The sequence below is a fragment of the Acinetobacter gandensis genome (assembly GCF_001678755.1).
In the GTDB taxonomy this organism is placed as follows: Bacteria; Pseudomonadota; Gammaproteobacteria; order Pseudomonadales; family Moraxellaceae; genus Acinetobacter; species Acinetobacter gandensis.
This window is the reverse complement of record NZ_LZDS01000030.1, coordinates 16,228-39,687: the sequence shown is the minus strand read 5'-3', so window position 1 is coordinate 39,687 and position 23,460 is coordinate 16,228. Positions and strand designations below refer to the sequence as shown.

The window sequence follows — 23,460 nt, the reverse complement described above, 5'->3', positions numbered from 1 at the left end:
TCATGTGTTTACTTGATGGTTAAAGATTAAATAATAAAGATGTAGAAACAATGGAGAGTTTTTTACTTCGCTGTTCGTTACAATAATGAATATAGAAGAAAAATGAGAGTTCTCTTTTGAAAATCCGTCGTGTCCCGATTGCCTTACGCTTATTTCTTACTGTGTTGTTGACGACGCTCGTCATTACGACAGTCAGTTTAGGTGTGTTGCATTGGAACATGCAGCGTAATTTCACTAAGTATGTTGCAGATGTTGAGATGCAAAAACTCGATCATGTCATCGAAAATTTAGCCGATGTCTATGCGCTGTATCACGATTGGGGCAATGCGATTCAGGCGCAAATTCTGCAAATTGAAGGTAAGGCAGCACCTGATGATTATGACCGTTTGTCACGCTGGTGGTTACGTCGTCAATATGACATTGCGCTGCAACAGCGCTATTTTCAGGATCATAATTTAGTAAATTCTACAGCGATGTTGGCTGATCCTAGACAAACTGCGGAAGAAAAAGCCCAAGAACTTTATTGGCTCGAAAAGAATTTACCTTCAGCATTTCAACCTTTTGAAGGCTTAAAGTTTCCATTAAGTTCAAATCAAAATATGTACCGCTCTGCGGAACAAAAAAAGGAAAATCAATCTACGCAGTCACAAGTTGTTGAAAGACCTGCAACGACCAAAAAGCAGTTTATTTCGATGCCAGATCGATTGGGGCTAAGTTCACGCTTATCTTTATATGATGCAAACCGTCAGTTTGTGGTGGGTGAGCCTACAGATGAGGAAATTTCATATCGGCCAATTATGGTGAATAATGAAGTTGTTGGATATCTCGGGTTAAAACCTGTATTAGAACAAGATGATGCCCTAAGTATTAATTTCTTTAGTAAGCAAACGCGCTATTTATTATTGGTCTATGCGCTGACGTTTATTGCCAGTTTGATTGCAGCTTTGCTTTTAGCGACCTATTTCAAAAAACCGATTCAACGTTTGTTGATGGGGACACGTGAATTAACCAAAGGTAATTATCAGTATCAAGTTGCGGTGAATCGTAATGATGAATTAGGTGATTTGTCCAATGAACTGAATGAATTAGCGGTTATTCTAGATCAGCATGAAACTTCACGTCGTCAATGGGTGGCGGATACTTCACATGAATTAAAAACACCTTTAGCAGTATTACAGGCACAGATTGAAGCGATGCAAGATGGCATCCGCAAACCAACGCCTGAACATTTTGCTTCGATGTTGAATCAAGTCAGTAGTCTGAAAAAATTGACCAAAGATTTGGCTGATTTGGCGCAAGCTGAGGCACAGCAATTAAATTGTTATCTCACTACGATTAATCCGTGGGATGTCATTGTGCAGGAAGTCGAAAGCTTTAAACCGAAATTTGAAAAAGCACAACTGAAAATTACCGCTTCAGGTGACGGCTCAACATTACAATTAGATATAGACCGTTTTAAACAGATTATGGTCAACTTGCTAGGTAATAGTATTCGCTATACTGAAGCCGGTGGTGAAGTACATGTGCATACTGAACAAGATGATCAACAGTGGACGGTATATGTTGATGACAGCCCATTTGGCCTAACCGATGAGCAATTGGCTCGTTTGGGTGAACGTTTTTACCGAGTGGATGATTCGCGTACACGCGCCACAGGTGGAACAGGATTAGGCTTAGCATTGTCAGTTAAAATTGCTAGAGCATTAGGTGGAGAATTGAGCTTTGATCATTCTCCATTGGGTGGTTTGCGCTGCAAATTAACCTTCCCAAAACAGATGAAACAATAAAAGGAAGCATGCATGAAACATATCATGTTGGTTGAAGATGAAGTAGAACTTGCACAGTTGGTGCGGGATTATCTAGAAGCAGCAGGCTTTGAAGTCAGCATGTTTCATGATGGGCAAGATGCTTATGAGAGTTTCACGCAGCGTAAACCCAGTTTAATGATTTTGGATTTGATGGTGCCGCGTATGGATGGCTTAACCATTTGCCGTAAAGTTCGTGAGCAGTCTGATCTGCCAATTATTATGGTGACTGCACGAACTGAAGAAATCGACCGTGTGTTGGGGTTGAATATGGGTGCTGATGATTACGTCTGTAAGCCATTTAGCCCGAAAGAATTGGTGGCACGTGTACAAGCAGTTCTGCGCCGTTTAGATCGCAAAGCTGAACCTGAGGCCAATGATTTATTCCGTATGGACAAAGCACAGCAGCGTATTTGGTATCAACAAAAAGCGTTGAGCTTAACGCCAACAGAGTTTCGTTTACTAGAGTTGTTTTTAGAGCATGTAGGGCAGGTGTATTCACGTGCGCAATTGCTTGATCATATTAACCCAGACAGTTTTGAAGTGGCTGACCGTGTGATTGATAGTCATATTAAAAATTTACGTCGTAAGATTTCAGATGCTGCGGAAACCGGCAACCGTCATGAGTGGATTCAAGCCGTGTATGGCGTTGGCTACCGTTTTGAATATCCAGAAGATTAAAATATATTGTAAATACTAAAAGGACAGGCTTCGGCCTGTTTTTTTTCTACGTGTATAACTACATTAATTTTAAAAACAAGAAGAACAAAAGCCATAAAGATATAAAAATGCGAAATTTGCGCATTTTATTAAAATTGGTTATTATTTTGCTGGAATATTTACCAGTATGTTTGAGCTGGCAAAGTTCAATGTAGAGATAACAATTTTTAAAAATGGAACAGCCAGAGGGCAGAACAGATGAAAAATAGCGCTTTTGTAAAAATAATAATGGTCACGGGTGTCTTGGGTTTAACGGCATGTGGTGGTAGTGATCGTGATGAGACAGGAAGCGTACCGCCAGAGCCAGTCGCCGATGCTATGGTACAAAAAAGCGTAGAAGAGCTGACTTTATTAGATGTGAATAATCTTGCTTTAAATGCTGCGTCGATTCAGATTTTAAGTGATGAAGAATGGCAAAAAGTACAAGCAGGCAGTCTGAAAATAGCAACGAATACAATTACAGCAGATGATTCTGAGCAGCTCTTTCCACCGATCAATAGTTTACCGACAGCAACTCATTTTAAAGGTCAAAGTTACCTTGCCAATGCTCAAGGCATCGTTAAACTGCCTAAATTGGCTGCAGGGACATATTATGTTTTGGTCACTAAAAATGGACAGTCTGTAGTTTCGGCATTCTTGATCCATCCTAAAAATACCAATAAGAGCATTGTGTTGAATGTGGTTCTCAACTGCTTAGATCAAGACTGTCAGACACTAAGTGATGCGCCAGTCAATGATGCCGTGGTCGGAACATTCTCTGGTCAAGTGATTTTTAAAGGAAAGCCTTTGGCGAATGCGCAAGTGTCATTGTCTGGCGGTACAGCGACCAATGGCGCATTTGTCAGTGCTGTGACAGATGCCAATGGATATTTTACGCTTTCATTTAACGTATCCAATGCGCTGCTTGAAGCATTGAAAAATGCCACCCTCACCATAAGCGGTGCAGGATTCAATAGCATAACCAAAAAAGTCACAGTCATTGCTTCTTCTGCATCAGGATATCAATTTGAAGTGCTGCCCGAAACAGCATCTGCAGATGTGGTATGGCGTGAAACTTTTGAAGTGGACTCTGCAACCCGCAATGCATGGACAAGGTCGCAACCAAGTGTGGCTAATGTCGATTGGCAGTTGCTAAACAAAGGTCACAATATTCGTAATAATCAAGTGAATCAGCGTGTGCGCTTAGCACCAAATGACCAAAGTCAAGGCAAGGTACCTGAGCCACTGCAAGGCAATACAGCATATTGGTATGGTGACAAAGTAAATGGCAATTTTATTGGCGCTTTAAGTGATTCATCCACGGCTCTAGAGTTTGATGGCGGCACCTCGCAGTATGATAATAGGGGAGAATTGATTTCACCTGTCATTAATCTAAGCCAATATCAGGCGCCTTTGAGTTTAAGCTTTAAAACATGGTGGGAAATTGAGTCGGTCAATCCAAATAATCAAGGGTTCGATTTGATGAATATTTTAGTTTCTACCGACGGTGGCAACAGCTTTAAGACCTTGGCTCGATTAAACCCGCTGGCAGATCCGTCCTCTGCATATGAGCGCGCGCCGATTCCATACAGTAATTTAGGCTTTAACCTCGCGCCGGCTGCTGTTCAGCAAGAAGCAATTTCATTGGATGAATATGCAGGCAAGGCCAATGTTCAACTGAAATTCCAATTCAAAACGGTCGATCAACTTTATAACGGTTTCCGCGGTTGGATGATTGATGATGTGGTGATACAGAAAAAAGCCGGAACTTTCCCATTATTTGATGGTGCGAGTTTTGATGAAAATTCGGATAGTTTCTCTCAGGACTATAGTGGCGCAGCTGCAAAACAAGCGGGCACTGTGCTGAAAAGCACGAAGAGTTATGCACGGTGGGCTGAAGTGCCACAGCGTAAATAAAAAATTTACATGACACCGCAGCATGAATAAATAGGTTTGACGTTCTGCATTCACTATCAATCATCCATCAAGTGAAGTGAATGCTAAAAAGCAGCTCTCTATTGAGGGCTGTTTATATTTAAAGGGACAATATATTCAGCCACTTTAGTATACTGGCGGCTAAAGCTTCCGGCTGTTCGAGTGGAATCTTATGGCCCGTATTGTCCATCCTATCAATTTGACCAAGTGCTATGGAGAAATGCAGCTCACGCGCTGTATTCCATAATGATTCATACAGAAATGATCTGCGAATATTTGGCTGCAAAGAGCTGCACAGGCTACAATCCACTTTTTTATAAGATGAGAACGTGTTGTGAGCAGCGAAATGCCTCAACTGCAGCGCCGATTAAAGAACCGTCATATTCAGCTGATTGCAATGGGTGGCGCAATCGGGACAGGGCTATTTTTAGGCTCTGCGCATATTATTGAGTCGGCTGGACCATCGATAATTCTGGGCTATTTGATTGGTGGCTTGATTGCTTTTCTGATTATGCGCCAGTTGGGCGAGATGATTGTACAAGAGCCAGTCACAGGTTCATTCAGTCATTTTGCTTTTAAATATTGGGGCAAGTTTGCTGGCTTTTTAACGGGCTGGAACTACTGGATTCTCTACATTTTAGTGGTGATGACCGAGCTGACTGCGATAGGCAAATATGTCAATTACTGGTGGCCGCATGTGCCTGCTTGGGTTTCAGTTCTGGTGTTTTTTGCTGTGATTACGCTAGCCAATTTAGCCAATGTCAAACTGTATGCAGAATCTGAATTTTGGCTGTCGATGATTAAAGTTGTGGCGATTGTTGCCATGATTATTTTTGGTATATATCTGCTACTTACAGCAGGCGCAGACTCTACCGCTTCGATTAGTAATTTATGGGTACATGGCGGCTTCTTCCCGCACGGTTTTGAAGGCTTATTCTACATGCTAGCCTTTATGATGTTTGCTTTTGGCGGCATTGAATTAATCAGCATGGCGGCGGCAGAAACTGAAAATCCTGATCAAAATATCCCGAAAGCGGTGAATCAGACCGTAATCCGCGTGTTCTTATTTTATATCTGTTCTTTGGCGGTATTGCTGTCGTTAGTGCCGTGGAACCAGTTGAAACTTGGCGGTTTGGATCATAGTCCTTTTGTGATGATTTTTAATCAGATGGGGATTGATTGGGCGGCGCATTTGCTGAATTTTATTATTTTGACGGCATCCGTTTCGGTCTGTAATAGCGGCATGTATGCCAATAGCCGCATGCTGCTCGGTTTGGCAGAACAGGGCAATGCGCCAAAAGCCTTTAAACAGGTGAATAAACACGGTACGCCGATTGCGGCGGTTTTATTTTCTGCTTTGCTGATTTTTGGCTGTGTGCTGCTGAATTATTTCTTACCTGAAAAAGCATTGAGTTATTTGATTTATATCGTGGTGAGCGCTGCGGTGCTGAATTGGATGCTGATCAGCTTGATTCATTTGAAGTTTAGAAAAGCGATGAAGCAGCAGGGCATACAAACTAAGTTTCCTGCCTTATTGGCGCCGTTCACCAACTATTTTGTTTTGGTGTTTATGCTGATGATTTTGTACATCATGTGGAATCAGGGGTTTATGCTGTCGGTGTTGATGCAGCCGCTATGGATTTTACTGTTGTTTGTGCTGTTTAAAGTGATTCAAGCAAAGAAGGTTTAATACCATGAAGGCTTAGGGAAGAGCCTTTTGAAGTTTAGTAGTTTTAATTTTGTTCCGTTAAATATCGCCATTGAATAAATATTTGAGAAATAGGCATATATCTTAAGTGTTCATTTAAAAATCTTTCGAGCGTCTTATAAACTAAAGATTTTTTTCTAAGGTGTTGATATAAATTAAAAAAATAAGAATTTATATAAGGTGTACTATATGAATTTTAGAGGCACTTTACTTTTGAAAAACTTTCTATCTCTTTAAGCATCATTAGTAGCATATTCAATAATACGTTGGCACTTTTTTTCGAAGGTCATATTTTCTTCGTCAAGATCTTCAAATAATTCATTAATTATAAAAATTTCTAAAAAATATGTATATCTTTTCCCATTAATATTAATTACTGTTTGATCTCGTTCAGCTGTAACAATTTGGGTATTTGCTTCAATTGTCCAAGGCTCTTCCACAAACAATATATCTTCAGAAGATTTTTGGTTTAATTGCTGTAAATAATTAATTAATTTCAAAATTATTTTCTCTTATTTAGAGTGAATCATAGATTGCCCGTTTATAGCATCATACGTCCAATTTTAAACTCCATTTAGCATAATAGCTGTTATATGAAATGAAAAAGCCTAGATACGGTTCTCAGTCTTTTTAATATATCTTCGTTGAAAAAAATTTAATGAGATAGAGAAAGAATACCTAAATATTCCTCAACAATTCAATCCTCTGCCGTTGTCCCTTATTTAGCTTAGACACCACTAAGTCATAAGAATTTAGCACCAAATCCTGCAGAAGTTCTTCTTCCAATTCTTTATCTGCAAATACAGAAATCCAATGCTGCTTATTCATATGCCAGCCAGCACGAATAAAGGGATAAATATCTCTGAGCATCACGCCATTGTCCGGCAGCACCTTTAAATTAACGGCCGCTTTGCCTTCCAAATGAAAACTCAGCATAAACACCTTATCCATGACTTTAAACACATCACAGCCTTCACCAAATGGCTGGCTGCACGTGGTTTCAGGCAGGGCTAAGGCTGTCTTTTCAGCTACAGTGTGTAATGAAATCATCTAGAATCGCTCAAAAAATAAAGACTGTATTTAATATTAAGGATGAATATGAATCTCTGTATCATTATTCACCAGTTGCCAAATTTCATCCATATCAATATTGCGCACTGCAATACAGCCCCAAGTCCAATCTTTTTGTGGGAAATACGTCATCAGTTGTGGTGCAGCTTTCATTTGTAAACTGGTCGCCGAACCATGAATCATAATGTCACCACCTGCAGAAACCTCTAGATTTTTAGCCTTCTGTTTATCGACAGCATTGGGGTAAGAGATATGCAAAGATTTATAAAATGCGCTTTGCGGATTGCGCCAGTCAATCATATAGATGCCTTCAGGTGTTTTTCCATCACCCTCTTGAACTTTATGTCCAAGCGGTTGAAAGCCCAAACGCATCGGGTAACGCCGAATGACCTGATCCTGATGTTTTAATTCCAAATAACGTTGAGCTTTATGTACCTGAATATTGTCGATTGGCGTTTCTGTGCGAATTTTTTGAATTTGCGCATCGCTTAGTTCTTGTGGAAAGGCTAGTGTATTGGCAGGTGTAGGTAGATATTTTTCAAATTTTTGATAGGCAAGGTAGGCCGCCACAATACAGAAGAGGGTAGCGAAACTAAAAATGGCGATACGTTTTCTTGTCATTATTTTTTAAAGGATGAAATGCTTTCGCAGTCCATCTTTTTTTCAATTGTGGATAATGTCTAAATTATCCACAATTTTGCTTCGATTGAAGCATGAATTTGTGGATAAATGTTTAAGATGAACAGCTCACCATCACTTCAGGCACATCACTTGGCAAGGGGCCTAAATCTTCTTTTGTTTCCAGTTCAGGCTGTTTGCTAAAGGGCTGACTGAGCAATGTAAACAAACGCTCTATTTCTGAAAAATCATTACGCTCTGCCAGTTCAATGGCTTTTTGCGCCATGTGATTTCGCAAAATATAATGCGGATTGGCCTTTGCCATTTCAGCATCTAAAGCATCGGTGTCCTGATGCTCACGGATACTTTCATATTGGGCCAAGAAACCTTCAAAGGCGTGGCGGTCTAAGCAGTCATCTTTAATGGCTTCATATTCATGATTTTGCAGACGAATAAAGCTTTGCGTGTAATCCAGCTGTTCACTTTGCAGAATACGCAAAAAGGCCATGGCGCAGTCAAAGCTGTCTTGATGGAAACTTGGCAAACCCATTTTCTGAGCTAAGCCCAATTTATAATGTTCCAAGAAGGTCAGTTCAAAATGCTCTAAGCATTGGGCTAAATCGTCTTTCCATTGTTCTTTGTCATAATTCGCAGGGCAGAGCGGAACGAGATTATTCAGCCATTGCCATAAATTCCAATGCCCAATACTCGGCTGCTGCTGATAGGTATAGCGGCCTTGGTAATCCGAATGGTTGTTGATCCAGTTTGGGCGGAAGCGCTCCATAAATCCATAAGGTCCAAAATCGAGCGTTGAACCAGTAATATTCAGATTGTCAGTATTCATCACGCCATGTGCGAAACCAATGAGCTGCCATTTGGCAATCATCACTGCGGTACGCTGAATGACTTGAGTGGCAAAAGCTAAAATCGGTTGTTCGGCATCCAAGCATTCAGGGTAGTGCCATTCAATGCATTTTTGCGTGAATTCAGGTAGTAAATCACCCTGATACTGACTGATCCATTCAAAATGTCCCAAACGAATATGACAGTCTGATGTACGTAGCATCATCGCGCCAAGCTCGAGTTTTTCACGCTGCACACCTTGCTCAGAGCTGGTAAAACCCACGGCATTACTTGATGCAATACCTAAGCTGTTCAGCGCATGTCCTGCAAGATATTCACGAACTACTGAACGTAGCACTGCACGGCCATCACCCATGCGTGAATAAGGCGTAGAACCTGCACCTTTGAGATGGAGATCTATTGTTTGACCTTGCTTATTGAGGATTTGAGCAATCAGTAAACCGCGTCCATCACCAAGTTGACCGGCCCATTGACCAAACTGATGACCAGCATAGACCATCGCTAGAGGCTCAAATTCCTCAAATGTTTTTTGCCCACTGCAAATCTCTACCCATTGAGCTTTATCTTCATTCGACCATTGTAACTGTTCAGCCAAAGCAGCATTAAAATGCCCCGCTTTTGCACCTTTTAATGGGGAAGGGAGTTGGTGATGATACAGTTTAGGACTAAGTGTCGAATATCGAGTATTGAATTGCATAAGTGCGAAAATACATTTGAAATGAGTTTTACTATAGCAAAGTGCGCTATGAAAACTGTAGCTTTAAAATGAACAAAGCCTCCATCAGGAGGCTTTGTTGTGTGAACAAGAAGTAGCAGAACTGCTTAAACCGTTTTTTTCTTCAAGTTACGCATCAATTGATTCAGTGTTTCACGGTGATGTGAAAGACGTTGCTCAACTTGTTGGAACTCAAGCTTTAACTTGTCATCCATTTGATGGATTTTTTCAGCAACGGCGGTTTTCTTCGCTTGAATTTCCTGTTCTTTTAATTTCGCCCAGTCATTCAAGGTTTGCGAAAACGCATCATATTCTTGAGAAATACGTTGTTTTGCTGTGGCGATGTCATCGGTCATATTCAGACCATAAATCGCAAGGTCTTGTTCAGCATATTTAAACTTCATGGCCAACTCAGCTTTTTTAATATTAAAGCTTGGAATACGGCGTAAGTTCTTTGCCAAACCTAATTTAGAACATGACCAAATTAACCATTTAGTTGGGTCATATTGCCACCACTTAACACCATTACGGTAGTCGTATTGGAAAATGTGGTGATAGTTATGATAACCCTCACCCCAAGTAGCAATAGCTAGAACAAAGTTGTCGCGTGCTGTATTTTCATCAGTATACGGACGTTTGCCCCACATATGGCAAAGTGAGTTAATAAAGAAAGTTACGTGATGGCTTAAGATTAAACGCATTAAACCGCTCAATAACAATACGCCCCACATATCGCCCACAGCCCAACCAATTGGTAACAAAATAGCTGCGTGAACGGCAATCACTAAAGGGATGTAATATTTGTCTTGGAACATCACGACTTTATCTTTTAATAAGTCAGGTGCATTTTTATAGTTTGGTGCTGCTGCTGGATAATCACGAAGCATCCAACCAATATGTGCATACCAAAAACCACGGTTGATTGAGTATGGATCTTGATCCACATCATCAACATGACGGTGATGTGTACGGTGGCCTGAAGCCCAAAATAAAATACTATTTTGAACTGCAAAAGTACCCATCAGCATTAAAATGATTTTTAATGGTAGAGTTGCTTCATAAGCACGATGTGCCCATAAGCGGTGGTAGCCCGCCGTGATTCCTAAACTGCTAACGCCGAGTAAGATAATCATACTGATCCATGCAGCAGCACTAAAATCATGATTCATGGCATATAACGGAATAGCGATAACAGCAACAATTGGTAAGAACACCAATGCAAAAATCGCGATCCAGTTCATTGGGGCTTTGGGTAGGGGAGCATTCATCTCCAACAGCACTCCTGAAACCTTGGGAGGTATTATTGAGGTTAATCCCTTTATTTTTTTAAGGGATTAGAGTTGTACAGCATATTAGCACGGTAAAACCCGATTTAACCACTGTTATTGTACAGTTGTATTGTACTAAACAGTAACATAATAAGACTGAAGTTTTCTGACTTTTTAAAGGGAAGATGAACATGCATAAATATCAGCAAAATAAGCATAAAAAACTGCTGAAAATACTTAAAAAACACATGGTTTATGGTGTGTTAAGTAGCGTTATAGGGTTGGCAGCATGTCAAAGTTCCACGCCTTCTGGAATGACTACTAAGTCATCAAGCAGTTCGTTGGAACGTCCTTTAAAAGTCACCCGATTGTCTGATGGGATTCAAGATGTGCAATGGGACATTGTGCAAATATCAGGAAACAAGGCGAAGTTTTTTCACAGTATCCCCTATCTATTATTTAATTCACAATTTAAACAAATTCAAGGCAATACGGGGTGTAATCGTATAGAGGGCAACTATGTGATGGATACTGTGAAAGGCAGCATTGATCTGAATGCGCGTGCAGGATATTTAAGTTGTGATTCTGCCTTGGCACAAGAGGCCGAACTGTCCGATGTGCTACAAGCAGTCACGCAATTTCAAATACAGGGTAAACGTATGACTATGCAGAATAGTCGTGGTCAGACGCTACTTGTCCTTGAGCGTAAATAATCCTTTCAGTACAAGTATGCATAGGTATGATTAGTAGAATGATGCAGTATTAAAAATGCTGCATCATTAATTTCGGAAAATCGGTAATTAAACCGTTTATACCTAAATCCTTTAATTCTTTCGCACGTTCAATATCATTGACAGTCCAAACACTGATATTCAGGTTTGCTTGTTGCGTCGCTCGAATCATTTCTTTCGTTGCCAGTTGATTCATCCAGCCAATTTGACAACATCCTAAAGCTAGGGCTTGATCAATCGCTTTAAATTGGACGTTATCTTCAATCAATAAACCATGTTTGAAATGAGACTTCTGCGTGTTGAGGGCGTAATGAATTTTGGGGTCAAAACTGGTAATCACCGCAGATTGTTCGAAACCTTTTAGCTGATGTTGCAAAACCGCTGTAAGTTGATCTGCTTCATCTTGGTTTTTCACCGCTTTCACCTCAACTTCTATATGATCAAAGTTATGGATGATCTTCAGCGTTTGATCTAATAAAGGTGTTGGCTCAACTTTATTCCATTCAGACCATGTCACTGCATGGTTATACGGTTCTAGTTCAGAACTTTCGCATTCATAGAGATACTTATCTTGGCCGGTGGTACGGATGAATTGATCGTCATGCATCACAATCAAGGCGCGATCTTTTAGCTGTCGCACATCAAATTCAACTGCGCGTATGCCTAAATCTTGAATATATTGAAAACCACCAAGGGTGTTTTCAGGTGCTTCGCCACGAGCGCCACGGTGTCCGATTATGCGCATAAAGGGCCTGCAAAATTGAAAGATAAAAACATAGTGTCCTGTAAGCATGACAGGGAGATGACACTATTATTTTGAGCCGATCATTTTGAATTACAAGAATGATCGGACGAAATGTTTCAATTTATTTCAATGTAAAATAGACTTTTAATTGGTCAAAGGATTTGAGCAATGTTTTGATCCAATACTTATTGATCAATCGTGTCATTAATATTCTTTTGCCATAACACTTCAGAACCACCTTCGGCGCGCTGTAAAGTTCTTGATGCGACAAATAACCAGTCTGAAAGTCGGTTCAAAAGCTGCAATGACGGTGCTTGAATGTTCTGGTCACGGTTATGTACAGCCATTAAACGACGTTCTGCACGGCGGCAAACTGCACGCGCTTGATGGGCAAAGCTGCACACCAATGTTCCTGATGGCAGGATAAAGTCTTTGAGCATTGGCAGCGCTTCATTCATACGGTCAATGTCATTTTCCAAAAACTCAATTGACACAGGTTGTACCAAGTTGAAGTTTGGAATGCAGACTTCACCGCCAAGGTCGAATAACCAATGCTGAATCAGGCTGAGGGATTTATCCCAAGTCGCTTTGTCTTCAATACTGCTAAGTGCGATGTGCGAACGCAGAATACCAATGCTTGAATTGAGTTCATCGACATCTCCTAAGGCTTCAATACGTAAATCATCTTTGGCTACGCGTGATCCGTCGCCAAGACCTGTCGTACCTGAATCGCCTGTGCGGGTATAAATTTTACTTAAGCGGTGGCCCATGTCTTGTCCTTAAAATGATGAAAATTTCGGGTCTGTCATAAAAAAGGATAATGCCATAGTCATGACATTATCCTCAAAGTTTTCTGCGTTCTATTGATGAAACTGATTAACTAAAAATCAGTATTTAAATGTCACACCTGCAGAAGCTAAACGACCACCATTCACATAGTAGTAACCACCACCATACGATGCAGTTTTGTATTTCACATCACCGACATTTTCAATATTGGTAAAGACTTTTACGTTTGGATTCACGTTCCAATATGCATTGAAATCTACTGTCACGTAGCCAGGATTTTCACGTTGGTAATCTTGTGCATGTGATTTAGATGATAAAGCACCGCTGATTCCATAAATTTCGTTTTGAAGTCCTGCGGTTAATGTAAAGCTTTGACGAGGACGACGATTTAACTCTTTGCCTGTTTTTTCATTTTCAGCTTTCACGTAGTTATAGGCTGCTTTTGCAAACCATTGGTCTTGTTGCCAAGCCAAATAGCTTTCACCACCTTGGAATTTAGCTTCTTTTACATTGCCAAATTTATTTTTATTCGCTGCATTGTAGTCAATTAAATCATCAACTTCTGTGCGATATAAAGATAAACCAGTACTTAAGCCATAAGCTAATTTTTGATCTACACCAATTTCATAAGATGTGCTTTCTTCAGGTTTTAAATCAGCAGTGCCATAAGAACTATACAATTCATTGAGTGTTGGCGATCTAAATGCCGTACCAATATTGGCATAAACACTGGTTAATGGCAGGATTTTGTAACGAACAGCAGCTTGACCTACTGTATGTGTTCCATATTTTTCGTTGTCTTCAACACGTAAGCCAACTTGGGTATCTAAGCCATTATTTTTATACTGATGTTGAATATAATAACCTTGTGAATCCACGTCCCCTTTGTAAGGAGCTGTAAAGGAAATCACATCGCCTTTAATAGTTTGGTAGGTTGTGCCTAACAAGATATTTTGATGTTGGGTGAATTGCCATTTACCATACAATTCAGCTTCTTGAGTTTTGCTATGAATAAAATCGTATGACCCATCATAGTTCACATCATTTTGATCAATATCATCTTTAAATTGTGATAAACGTGCATTCACAGAAATATCAGAGGCGATATTGACACGACCTTTAACATTCACGATTTCATTTTTAAAATCTTGAGAAAGATTTTTTAAGCCTGAACAGTTATAGTTCGCATCATAAGCACTACAGTCGATATAGCCTGTAGAGCCTTTATTTTGTTGATAATCTACAGAAAGCGCATAGTCTTCTTTTTCCACACCAACTTTGGCACTAAAACCTTTTTGATCATAATCAGCAGTTTTAACTTTGCTATTTTTCCAGTCAGTGACTTGTGTGCCGTCAGTTTCTAAACGTTGACCACGAATTTGAGCATAGAAACCATCTTCTGCAACATCTGCTCCAGCGATGGTTTTGTAGGTGCCATTTTCACCCATCTCGCCAGTCACAAAAGCACTGGTATTTTCAGGTGTTTTTGAAACAAGTTGAATCACACCACCAATCGCATCTGTACCATAAAGCACAGAAGCAGGTCCTTTGAGGACTTCAATTTGTTTAATATCAGTGGTATCGATAAATGCTAAAGATGGCGCACCTGTTGTCGCTGTATTTAAACGAACACCATCACGTAACACTAAAGTTTGGTTTGAGTTTGTACCACGTAAGAAAATAGATGAAACTTGACCATAACCACCACTTTGAACCATGTTAATCGCGGCATCACTCATCAATAAGTGTGGTAGTTCCGCAATTGGTGATTGCTCAACAATTTTAGGTTCGATAATTGAAATACGTGCAGGGACATCATTAATATTTTCTTCACTGCGTGAAGCGGTAACAACGATGGTATCTAAAGTTGTGGAAGCTTTATTTTCAACTGCGTCAGCAGCCACAGTATTTGTTGAAAAACCCATTGCAATAGCGATTGCGCCCACTAATGCTGTAGGCTGAAAAAGAGTAGACATACTTTGCTCCATACATTCACCCCACGTGAATGATTGAGTTGAAGAACGCAGCAAGCAGGTATCCGGACTTAAATATAAATATTGCTTAAAACAATATTGGCATATCCACCTTCCCGTAACAATGCAGTGGTGTAAACTCCTTCATGAATTGAAGGTGTTTATAAAGATATGAGGTTCATTTTACCGTTGCGGGGGCAGTGCTGGATTCTCACCAGCTTCCCTAAGCCTAAGCTCAACTTGCAGCAAGTTGAGCGCAGTATAAAGTTTGTATGAGTCTTAAACAACGGATGTAAATAAATATTCAGGATGAACTTTACGCAATGCATGAAAATTGCATTACAATGATTCGCCCCTCATATTTATAGATAGGCTATGAATAGGGCGGAGTTAGAGCCACAATAATATGCGAACCCGTGCCAAAATTTGCGGAATCACACGTATTCAAGATATCCAGTCTGTAGTCCAAGCTGGCGCAGATGCCATCGGATTTGTCTTCTTTGCGCCCAGTCCACGCAGTGTAACGGCAGTGCAGGCTGCTGAATTGGTTCAGCATGTCCCTGCGTATGTGCAAACTGTGGGTTTATTTGTGAATGCATCGCAGGATGAAATTGCCGAGATTTTAAAACAAGCGCCTGTTGATATTTTGCAGTTTCATGGTGATGAAACGCCTGAACAATGCAAGCAGATTTCGCAGCAGGTTGGCCGCCGCTGGTATAAAGCCATTCAAATGAAACCAGACATGGATGTGATTGCTGAAATACAGCAGTATCAGAACGCTGGGGCAAGTGCAGTGCTTTTGGATGCATGGCATCCTGAACTCAAAGGTGGAACAGGGCACAGTTTTGACTGGACTCAATTCCCCAAACTCGATATTCCATTAATCTTGGCAGGCGGTTTAAAGCCTGACAATATTGAAGACGCTATAAAGACGACCAATGCTTATGCAGTTGATGTCAGCGGAGGCGTAGAGTCCGCTAAAGGTATCAAAGACAAGAAACTCATTGAACAGTTTATGCAAGGAGTCCAACGTGGATCAGCAAAATAAGATTGACTATACCCAATTCCCAGATGAACGCGGGCATTTCGGTATCCATGGCGGACGTTTTGTGTCAGAAACTCTAATGGCAGCATTAGAAGACTTAGAAAAACTTTATTTCCGTATGAAGGATGATCCTAAGTTTCTGGCAGAATTCGACCGTGATCTCGCCTACTATGTAGGTCGTCCTAGTCCTCTTTATTATGCTGAACGATGGTCAAAAGAACTGGGCGGTGCGCAAATTTACTTAAAACGTGAAGACCTGAATCATACAGGCTCGCATAAAGTAAACAACACGATTGGTCAGGCTTTACTTGCTAAACTTTCAGGTAAGAAACGTATTATTGCTGAAACAGGTGCAGGGCAACACGGTGTGGCTACAGCAACGATTGCAGCGCGTTTAGGCCTTGAATGTGTGGTGTTCATGGGTGCTGAAGACGTTAAACGTCAAGCGATGAACGTGTACCGTATGCGTTTGCTTGGTGCGACTGTTGTACCTGTGGAAAGCGGTTCAAAAACATTGAAAGATGCCATGAACGAAGCGATGCGTGACTGGGTAACCAATGTTGACTCTACTTATTATGTGATTGGTACAGTGGCAGGTCCGCACCCATATCCGCAATTGGTACGTGATTTCCAATCGATCATTGGTCGGGAAGCACGTAAACAAATCCAAGAGCAAGCAGGTCGTTTACCAGATGCCTTGGTGGCATGTGTGGGCGGCGGTTCAAATGCAATGGGCTTGTTCTATCCATTCTTGAATGATGAAGATGTAAAAATGTACGGTGTTGAAGCGGCAGGCTACGGCATTGAAACAGGCAAACACTCTGCACCATTGAATGCAGGTCATGTCGGTGTGCTGCATGGTAACCGTACTTACTTAATGTCTGATGAACAAGGTCAGATCATTGAAACTCACTCGATTTCTGCAGGTTTGGATTATCCAGGTGTAGGCCCTGAGCATAGCTTCTTAAAAGATATGCACCGTGTGAACTACGTGCCGATCAATGACAATGAAGCATTGCAAGGCTTCCGTGATTTAACTCAAATTGAAGGTATTATCCCTGCACTAGAAAGCTCACATGCAATGGCGTATGTGACCAAGCTGGCGCCAACTATGGATAAAGACCAAATCATTATTGCCACCGTTTCAGGACGTGGTGATAAAGACTTGATGACCGTTGCTCGCATTGATGGCGTTGAAATGGTTGAGATGTAATTTCGCTTTTCAGCCTCTTCCTTTGGGAGAGGTTTGGAGAGGGTGAAGAAAAAATCGCGCAGAAGCTATTCTGTGCGATTTTTTTATAACACTGAAGAAACTATTTGGATTTGCCTACAAAAACCTAGCAGAATAAAAGTGTATATTGCGTCACAATAATGATGAAACTCTACTGCTTAAGAAATATTTTATAACAATGACGTTTACTCAATTGGTTCGAGCTGAATCCTTTCCTCAACACATTTCATGGCAATGGCGTGATACTTTAGCACTGTGTATTCTCCCACTGATATTTTTTAATAGCTTTATCCTAGAACAACTTTTTGGTATTTCTGTTCAGGTTGCTTTAGGGGATTCAATTTTTCGGGGCATCTTATTTATTGCGGTATGTTGGCTGTATAAAAGCATGCTGTCTATGCATTGGCAAAAGTATAAGCAGGCCTTTTGGCGTTCTAGCCTTTTAGTCGTGATAGGCGCAATCGTGTTGCAGGTGGTGATTTCTTTAACCCGCAGTGTTTTACCGTTGGGGTCGAGTGGTGAAGAAAAGCCATCTATTGATCCTAATAGTATTGCCTTTTTTAGTTTATTGATTATTAGCCTTGGGCCATTATTTACGGCACTTCTAGAAGATATTATTTTCCGCTATACCTTACTACATAAGCTTTTTGTACAGCCTTGGCTATGGCGCGTCATGCTTGTATTGCTGAACTCAATTTTATTTGGCTTAATTCATTACCATAATTTTGATGGCAACCTGATCGCAACAATAAGTTTTATGGTTGCAGGTCTGTTTTTAAACATCATATATTTGTGGACGCGCAATATATGGCATGTCTTACTTATCCACTTCTTTAATAATGCATTATTATCTTTAGGTGGTTTGATTTTATTGAAAATATTGCAGATGGTGAATGCTGTCTAGAACCGAGGATGGGGTTGTGTCTAGTTTATTTGTGGTAATGTTGGGAGGGCGACATGCACGTGCCAATGTTGAAGTACATGATGTGATTCTTGCTGTTGGTGATTCTTTAGAAGAAGTCTATCCACAACTGAGAAATGCATGGTTTGGTGAGCAAAAGGGTCTGCATATTGATGCTTGGGCACAAATTCAAACTGTAAAAACAGAGCAGACACACTACCGCATACAATTTACCGATGCAGCACCGAATGTACAGGATGAAAAACTGTGGTTGATCAATTTAGGCGGCTATGATGCGCGAGATTTTGGTGAATTGCACTGTTATGTTTTAGTGACGGGGCAAAATGCCATGGTCGCAAAACAACGTGGCAAAACTTATTTTGATGCACATTGGCAAAAACAACATACTGACCGTGTGCTCGATGTAGATGATTGTATTGCTATTGATCATGTGCATGGTCGTTATGTTCAACTTGTGGCGACTGATGCAGTAATACAAAGCCAATGGTCAAATGATTACATTTTAATAAATGAACATTTGTTGTGATTAATAGCTAAAAAGTCAGCATTTATATTTTTTTGTGATTTTTGCCTGAAAACAGACGGATTGACTTTTCAGGCACTGAATAATAGGCATAATAATCATCAGGATTTAGCGATTTAAACCTTAATGGAATGGCGTATATGGATTTAATACGGCCGAATGGACAGCCCAATTATGGGCGTTTCAGTCAACTCCCTAATCATATTGATTTAAGTAAATATGAATATAAGACACCGTATGGGAAGACACTGAATGGTTGGCGTAAGCGTTTAAAATATAAAAAATTTAAATTTTGTTGTATTCAACATGAACATTATACCATTGGCCTGGCAATTGCAGATATTGCATGGGCAGGGCACGGTTTTGTCTATGTATATGATCATTTAACCAATGACGTACTTGAATGGAATTCCATTAATTTTTTATCTAGAAATACCGTTTTAGATGAGCAACCATTATTCAACCAAAGCCATTTTATTAAATCGGGTGTGCAGTTAGATATACAACATGCTAATGGTGTGCGCTATATCCAAATGTCTAAACATGGTGAGTTGAAACTCAGTGCGCGAGTTTTTTGTGCGGGGACTGACCCACTAAGTATGTGTAGTCCAACAGGCATCAATGGTTGGACATATACCCAAAAGCTCACAACTTTAGGTTGCGAAGGCTTTTTTATTAATAAGCAAGGCAAAACCATTCAATTTCATGAGCGAACGTTTGTATCGCTGGATGATACCTGCGGTTTTTTACGTCCAGAAACAGCTTGGTTCTGGTTATCGTGTAACTTTTGGGACAGTCAAAACCGTCGCATTGGTATTAACTTAGCTTCAGGGGTGAATGAAAGCTTTGGTAATGAAAATTGCCTTTGGGTCAACGGTAGTTTATATCCACTGGCAGATGTATTGTTTCAGCAACAAGGCGATAACCTGTGGAGCATTAGCTCTTTAGATAACACTTTAAATTTGATGGTTAGTACGGGCTGGCGGCGTTATGAAAATCTGAATCTTCGCTTAGTCGGTAGTCAGTTTAGTCAGTGGCAAGCCAAAGTCAGCGGAACCATTTTAAAAGATGGCGAGGAAATTGTATTTTTGAATGAATATGGTTTACTCGAACAGCATTATGCCAAGTGGTGATTGATTTCATTAAAATTGTTAGCACTTAAAAGAAAAAAGACCGTATTCGATACGGTCTTATTTATGGATGGGTGAACGGAATTTATCTTCCTGCCTGCCAAAATGCTTCACCCGCAGCAATGGGATCGCCGGTTTCTTCAAGTGTTTTGACCCAAACATCATACTGCGCGATTACAGGATGCTGACTTGGATGGAAGTTTGGATTAAACCAATCTGAGTATTGCCCACGCATGCGTGATAGCATGCCTTTTTTGCCAAAGAACCACGGCAAACCTTTTGCCATCATTTGCAAACGTTCTCGACGGTTAAAACCATCGTATTTCAACATGACGTCGGCACGATAGGTGGTAAAACCGAACATCATTACTGTGGTAAATGCGAGTGCAAATTTACGCGTCAACTCAGGTACATCACCAACGTGTTTCATCACATCAAAGGCTACATCACGGTGTTCCATTTCTTCAATGGCATGCCATGCAAATAAAGCACGGACATAAGGATGTGCGTCTTGTAGAGTTTCTTTTTTGCTAAAGAAAGTTTCTGCCATTAAGGCTGTTAAATGTTCTGCGGCTGCCGTCATGGCAATGTTGTACTGTGGTGAACGTTTCGTTAGCTCAAACTTAAAAATTTTGTTTAAACGCTGAATGAAAGCATCCACGGGCATCCCTTGATCACGCATGACTTGGTTCATTTTGTCGTGAGCCATACCATGTTGCGCTTCTTGCTTAATAAAATCTGCAACACGTTGTTGTAAGTCAGGATCTTGAATTTTGTCGCGGAACATACGTACACATTGAATAAAATAACGCTCGCCATCTGGGAAGGTGAGGCTCAGCGCATCAAACATACGAGTACGAAATGGATCACCGCCAAACCAAAAACGTGGTGCTTCATTTAACTTAAAATCGAGTTTAGTGCGAACCACAGGTTCGACTTGATATTGGACGATTGCATTCATAATTTATTTTCTGTGCGATTCGTATTAAATGCAGTATGTCGGAGAAATGTCACTTTGTTTTGACAGATATTGCCATTTTTTATACATTTTACGCCAAAGTGAAAATATTAAATGTCAAAATAGAATGATGACTTTGAGGGTTGGTGATGGCTGAAATTCATATCCCAAATGGTTATTTCCAGTTATGGAATATGTACTTGCATGAACGTGAGCAAGACTTTACTCAACTTGAGTTTTTAGCGCCTTTTGTGGCGCAATTGCAGCATGTGCTTTCGCTACCCATCGATTCACAATCCCCTTATTCTTTTTTTAAAACCATTATGCAACTGACCCAGCAGCATTTGGACTGCCCGCAGTTAGTATTTGAAATGGCGAAGTATATTCGTGCAGAGCACTTTGGCGTATTGGGTTATATGGCGACTCGTAGTGAAAGTGTCGCGGAGGCTTTGCAAAATGTAGTACGTTTTAGCCGACTTGTGATTGATGGTGATGAAATTGTGCCGATGCACATGACGCATCAGGGCAAACAAATCATTTTAGCGTGGCCATTGCATAACCCTGAATTTTCAATGTTGAATGAATTGACCACGGCATGTATGGCGCATTTGGCCAAACAAATATTTCCAGCTTCTTTAAAATTATTGGTTATACAGTTTGCACATGCCGCGCAAATGGCACGTTATCATTATGAAAAGTTTTATAGCTGCCAAATTGAATTTTCAACGGCTTATTATTCTTTTGTGTTACATGCAGACAGTTTAGATTTGAAGTCTGAGTTGGCTGATCCTTCATTGATGCAATTGTTGCTACGACAAGCTGAAGATGCGATTGCAGCACGACCACAACATTTTCAACCACTACAATATATGCAGCAGAGCATTGCTGAATATTTAAGACATCAACAACAAGCGCCGAAAATAGAATGGTTAGCCTATGAATTGCATATGTCAGTGCGAACCTTACAACGGCAATTGCAGGATCAACGCACCTCATTCAAACAATTATTAGAAACTGAACGGATGAAGCGCTGTGAACAGTTGCTGCTTCAAAAAATGAGCTTCACAGACATCGCTGCGCAACTGGGGTATTCAGATCAGTCTGCTTTAGCCAGAGCATATAAGTCGCATAGTGGACAGACACTCTTGGCGCGCAAGAAACAATTACAGCCTTAACACTGAGCCATAAAAAAAGCGGTCAATTGACCGCTTTGAATGACTATAAATTACGCTGCTGTTTTAAAGCGAGGGAAGCGGAATATAATTGCTAAGATGGCAAATAGCGCCAAGACCCAACAGTAATACACACTACCAATCAGTTCGACAGGTGATAATTTGGCAATTGAACAGGCCAATAATAACTGCGCGCCATAGGGAATCAGCCCTTGCACCACACAAGAAAAAATATCTAATAAGGCAGCTGCACGTTTAGGATCTACACCATATTCTTTAGCCACTTCTCGCGCCATATCCCCCGATAAAATAATCGCAACGGTATTATTGGCAACAAACAAGTTAGAGAAAATAACCAAGAAACTTACGCCAATTTCGCCAGCGCGTTGCTGTCCCACCTTAAATAATCGGGTCAAGCTGTAAATTCGTTGAATTAACCATTCCAAGCCACCTTCTTTTTGCATAATGGCCGAAATGCCGCCCAAGAACATCGAAAGCAGGGCAACTTCAAACATACTGGTGAAGCCATCATAAATTGAATTATTAAGACCCAGTAAATTAAAGTCAGGTTGTTGAATTAAGCCAATCAAGCCTGACATCACCACGCCCAGTGCAAGTACGGCTAAAACGTGTAATCTTGAAAATGCCAAAATAAACACGGCGACATACGGCAAGATAAGCCAAACATCGAAAGTTTTATACTCCACTGCTTGCGAGCCCTGACTAATCATGAGGTAAATAATTAAGCTCACAATTGAGGCAGGCACTGCGATCCAGACATTGACTTTGAACTTATCTCTTAACTGAACTTTTTGACTACTGGTTGCCGCAATGGTGGTATCTGAAATCATTGAGAGATTATCACCAAACATGGCACCACCAACCACAGCACCAATGGCATAGACGGTTTCAATTTCTGTTACTTGGCTAAAACCGAAAGCGATCGGAGCACAAGCTGCAATGGTTCCCATTGAGGTACCCATCGCTGTTGCAATAAACGCAGCAATGAGAAACAGCATTGGCAGTACAAATTCGGGTGGAATAATTGATAGTCCTAATTGTACAGTGGCATCCACACTACCAATGGCGCTACTGACACTGGCAAAAGCACCTGCCAGCATAAATACCATAAACATTAGTATGAGATTTGGATGGCTAGCACCTTTCAAAAAGGTGTCAATGGCGTCATTGAGTTTGCCACGATAGAGCAAAACGGCCAATACAATCGCAGGTAAAGCGGCAACTGGAGCCTTGACTTGATAAAAGGCAAACTCAGTTCCAATCATGGAATGATAAATGCCACTGCCTAAAAAAATGGCGAGAAAAACAATAAGCGGGAGCAGCGCAAATGCACGAGCTGGCACTTTCGCTTGTGAATCGGAGGACATAGGAGATAAAAAAATAAAAGAATGGCGCTAGTATAATGCAGGTTTTGCTATTTAAGAAAAATTTAAATGTAAAAGCTAAGCCTGTTATTTATAACATTTTTTTGTAGATAAAATTAAGTTAATCTAAATGCTTAGGATTTTATCAAATCCCGAAATTAGGCATCTTTGAT

General features: G+C 40.6%; 21 protein-coding genes and 1 riboswitch. Of the genes, 11 read left to right on the top strand and 10 right to left on the bottom strand.

The genetic code is table 11. The features are described from left to right. The first annotated feature begins 116 nt into the window (after positions 1-116). The 4 genes from baeS (at position 117) to A9J31_RS14815 (ending at position 6,129) form a co-directional block, all read left to right on the top strand. Positions 117-1,787 (top strand): sensor histidine kinase efflux regulator BaeS, encoded by a 1,671-nt coding sequence (baeS, locus tag A9J31_RS14830; protein WP_067767730.1) that lies wholly within the window; start codon positions 117-119, stop codon positions 1,785-1,787. A 12-nt stretch (positions 1,788-1,799) separates the two neighbouring features. Next, the gene (locus A9J31_RS14825) at positions 1,800-2,486 is read left to right on the top strand and encodes a response regulator (protein ID WP_067767727.1); all 687 of its coding nucleotides are present in this window, start codon (positions 1,800-1,802) and stop codon (positions 2,484-2,486) included. 237 nt (positions 2,487-2,723) lie between these two features. Further along, the gene (locus tag A9J31_RS14820; protein WP_067767724.1) at positions 2,724-4,421 is read left to right on the top strand and encodes a hypothetical protein; all 1,698 of its coding nucleotides are present in this window, start codon (positions 2,724-2,726) and stop codon (positions 4,419-4,421) included. Positions 4,422-4,773: 352 nt separating this feature from the next. Next, positions 4,774-6,129 (top strand): amino acid permease, encoded by a 1,356-nt coding sequence (locus A9J31_RS14815; RefSeq protein WP_067767721.1) that lies wholly within the window; start codon positions 4,774-4,776, stop codon positions 6,127-6,129. A 251-nt stretch (positions 6,130-6,380) separates the two neighbouring features. On the opposite strand, the gene A9J31_RS14810 is transcribed toward A9J31_RS14815, so the two are convergent. The 5 genes from A9J31_RS14810 to A9J31_RS14790 form a co-directional block, all read right to left on the bottom strand. Beyond that, positions 6,381-6,647, bottom strand: a complete 267-nt coding sequence (locus A9J31_RS14810) for a hypothetical protein (protein WP_067767718.1) — start codon at positions 6,645-6,647, stop codon at positions 6,381-6,383. 178 nt (positions 6,648-6,825) lie between these two features. Beyond that, positions 6,826-7,197: an MmcQ/YjbR family DNA-binding protein gene (locus tag A9J31_RS14805; protein WP_067767715.1), complete on the bottom strand. Its 372-nt coding sequence runs from the start codon at positions 7,195-7,197 to the stop codon at positions 6,826-6,828. 36 nt (positions 7,198-7,233) lie between these two features. Beyond that, entirely contained in the window at positions 7,234-7,839 is a 606-nt protein-coding gene (locus A9J31_RS14800) for a L,D-transpeptidase family protein (protein ID WP_067767712.1), read from the bottom strand. A 112-nt stretch (positions 7,840-7,951) separates the two neighbouring features. Further along, positions 7,952-9,397: a protein adenylyltransferase SelO gene (locus A9J31_RS14795; protein ID WP_067767709.1), complete on the bottom strand. Its 1,446-nt coding sequence runs from the start codon at positions 9,395-9,397 to the stop codon at positions 7,952-7,954. 125 nt (positions 9,398-9,522) lie between these two features. Further along, complete coding sequence (locus tag A9J31_RS14790; protein WP_067767706.1) at positions 9,523-10,683, bottom strand: acyl-CoA desaturase; 1,161 nt, start codon at positions 10,681-10,683, stop codon at positions 9,523-9,525. 191 nt (positions 10,684-10,874) lie between these two features. Between A9J31_RS14790 and A9J31_RS14785 the strand changes: the two genes are divergently transcribed. Next, positions 10,875-11,396, top strand: coding sequence for an META domain-containing protein (locus A9J31_RS14785; protein ID WP_162270498.1), 522 nt, complete (start codon positions 10,875-10,877; stop codon positions 11,394-11,396). Positions 11,397-11,445: 49 nt separating this feature from the next. Here A9J31_RS14785 and A9J31_RS14780 read toward each other — a convergent pair whose 3' ends face one another. The 3 genes from A9J31_RS14780 to A9J31_RS14770 all read right to left on the bottom strand — a co-directional run bounded on the left by A9J31_RS14780 (position 11,446) and on the right by A9J31_RS14770 (position 14,924). Continuing rightward, entirely contained in the window at positions 11,446-12,159 is a 714-nt protein-coding gene (locus A9J31_RS14780; RefSeq protein ID WP_067767703.1) for a glycerophosphodiester phosphodiesterase, read from the bottom strand. A 185-nt stretch (positions 12,160-12,344) separates the two neighbouring features. Further along, the gene (locus A9J31_RS14775) at positions 12,345-12,929 is read right to left on the bottom strand and encodes a cob(I)yrinic acid a,c-diamide adenosyltransferase (RefSeq protein WP_067767700.1); all 585 of its coding nucleotides are present in this window, start codon (positions 12,927-12,929) and stop codon (positions 12,345-12,347) included. Between the two features lie 117 nt (positions 12,930-13,046). After that, on the bottom strand, positions 13,047-14,924 hold the full coding sequence (locus A9J31_RS14770) for a TonB-dependent receptor plug domain-containing protein (RefSeq protein ID WP_081410347.1): 1,878 nt from the start codon (positions 14,922-14,924) through the stop codon (positions 13,047-13,049). Between the two features lie 36 nt (positions 14,925-14,960). Then, a riboswitch (cobalamin riboswitch) is annotated at positions 14,961-15,180 on the bottom strand. 147 nt (positions 15,181-15,327) lie between these two features. Here A9J31_RS14770 and A9J31_RS14765 point away from each other — a divergent pair. The 5 genes from A9J31_RS14765 (at position 15,328) to A9J31_RS14745 (ending at position 19,775) form a co-directional block, all read left to right on the top strand. Beyond that, a complete protein-coding gene (locus A9J31_RS14765; RefSeq protein ID WP_067767694.1) occupies positions 15,328-15,969 on the top strand; it encodes a phosphoribosylanthranilate isomerase in 642 nt (213 codons plus the stop codon). Continuing rightward, positions 15,953-17,179, top strand: a complete 1,227-nt coding sequence (trpB, locus tag A9J31_RS14760) for a tryptophan synthase subunit beta (protein WP_067767692.1) — start codon at positions 15,953-15,955, stop codon at positions 17,177-17,179. Before A9J31_RS14765 ends, trpB begins: the two co-directional genes overlap by 17 nt. Positions 17,180-17,375: 196 nt before the next feature. Then, entirely contained in the window at positions 17,376-18,101 is a 726-nt protein-coding gene (locus A9J31_RS14755; protein ID WP_067767689.1) for a CPBP family intramembrane glutamic endopeptidase, read from the top strand. A 16-nt stretch (positions 18,102-18,117) separates the two neighbouring features. Continuing rightward, positions 18,118-18,645: a DUF1543 domain-containing protein gene (locus A9J31_RS14750; protein ID WP_067767981.1), complete on the top strand. Its 528-nt coding sequence runs from the start codon at positions 18,118-18,120 to the stop codon at positions 18,643-18,645. Positions 18,646-18,782: 137 nt separating this feature from the next. Beyond that, positions 18,783-19,775 (top strand): DUF2804 domain-containing protein, encoded by a 993-nt coding sequence (locus A9J31_RS14745; RefSeq protein WP_067767686.1) that lies wholly within the window; start codon positions 18,783-18,785, stop codon positions 19,773-19,775. A gap of 82 nt (positions 19,776-19,857) precedes the next feature. Here the strand turns inward: A9J31_RS14745 and A9J31_RS14740 are convergent, their stop codons facing one another. Beyond that, positions 19,858-20,733, bottom strand: a complete 876-nt coding sequence (locus A9J31_RS14740; protein ID WP_067767684.1) for a metal-dependent hydrolase — start codon at positions 20,731-20,733, stop codon at positions 19,858-19,860. 146 nt (positions 20,734-20,879) lie between these two features. Between A9J31_RS14740 and A9J31_RS14735 the strand changes: the two genes are divergently transcribed. Then, entirely contained in the window at positions 20,880-21,905 is a 1,026-nt protein-coding gene (locus A9J31_RS14735) for an AraC family transcriptional regulator (protein WP_067767681.1), read from the top strand. A 50-nt stretch (positions 21,906-21,955) separates the two neighbouring features. On the opposite strand, the gene A9J31_RS14730 is transcribed toward A9J31_RS14735, so the two are convergent. Continuing rightward, the gene (locus A9J31_RS14730) at positions 21,956-23,290 is read right to left on the bottom strand and encodes a Na+/H+ antiporter NhaC family protein (RefSeq protein ID WP_067767677.1); all 1,335 of its coding nucleotides are present in this window, start codon (positions 23,288-23,290) and stop codon (positions 21,956-21,958) included. Positions 23,291-23,460 lie beyond the last annotated feature (170 nt).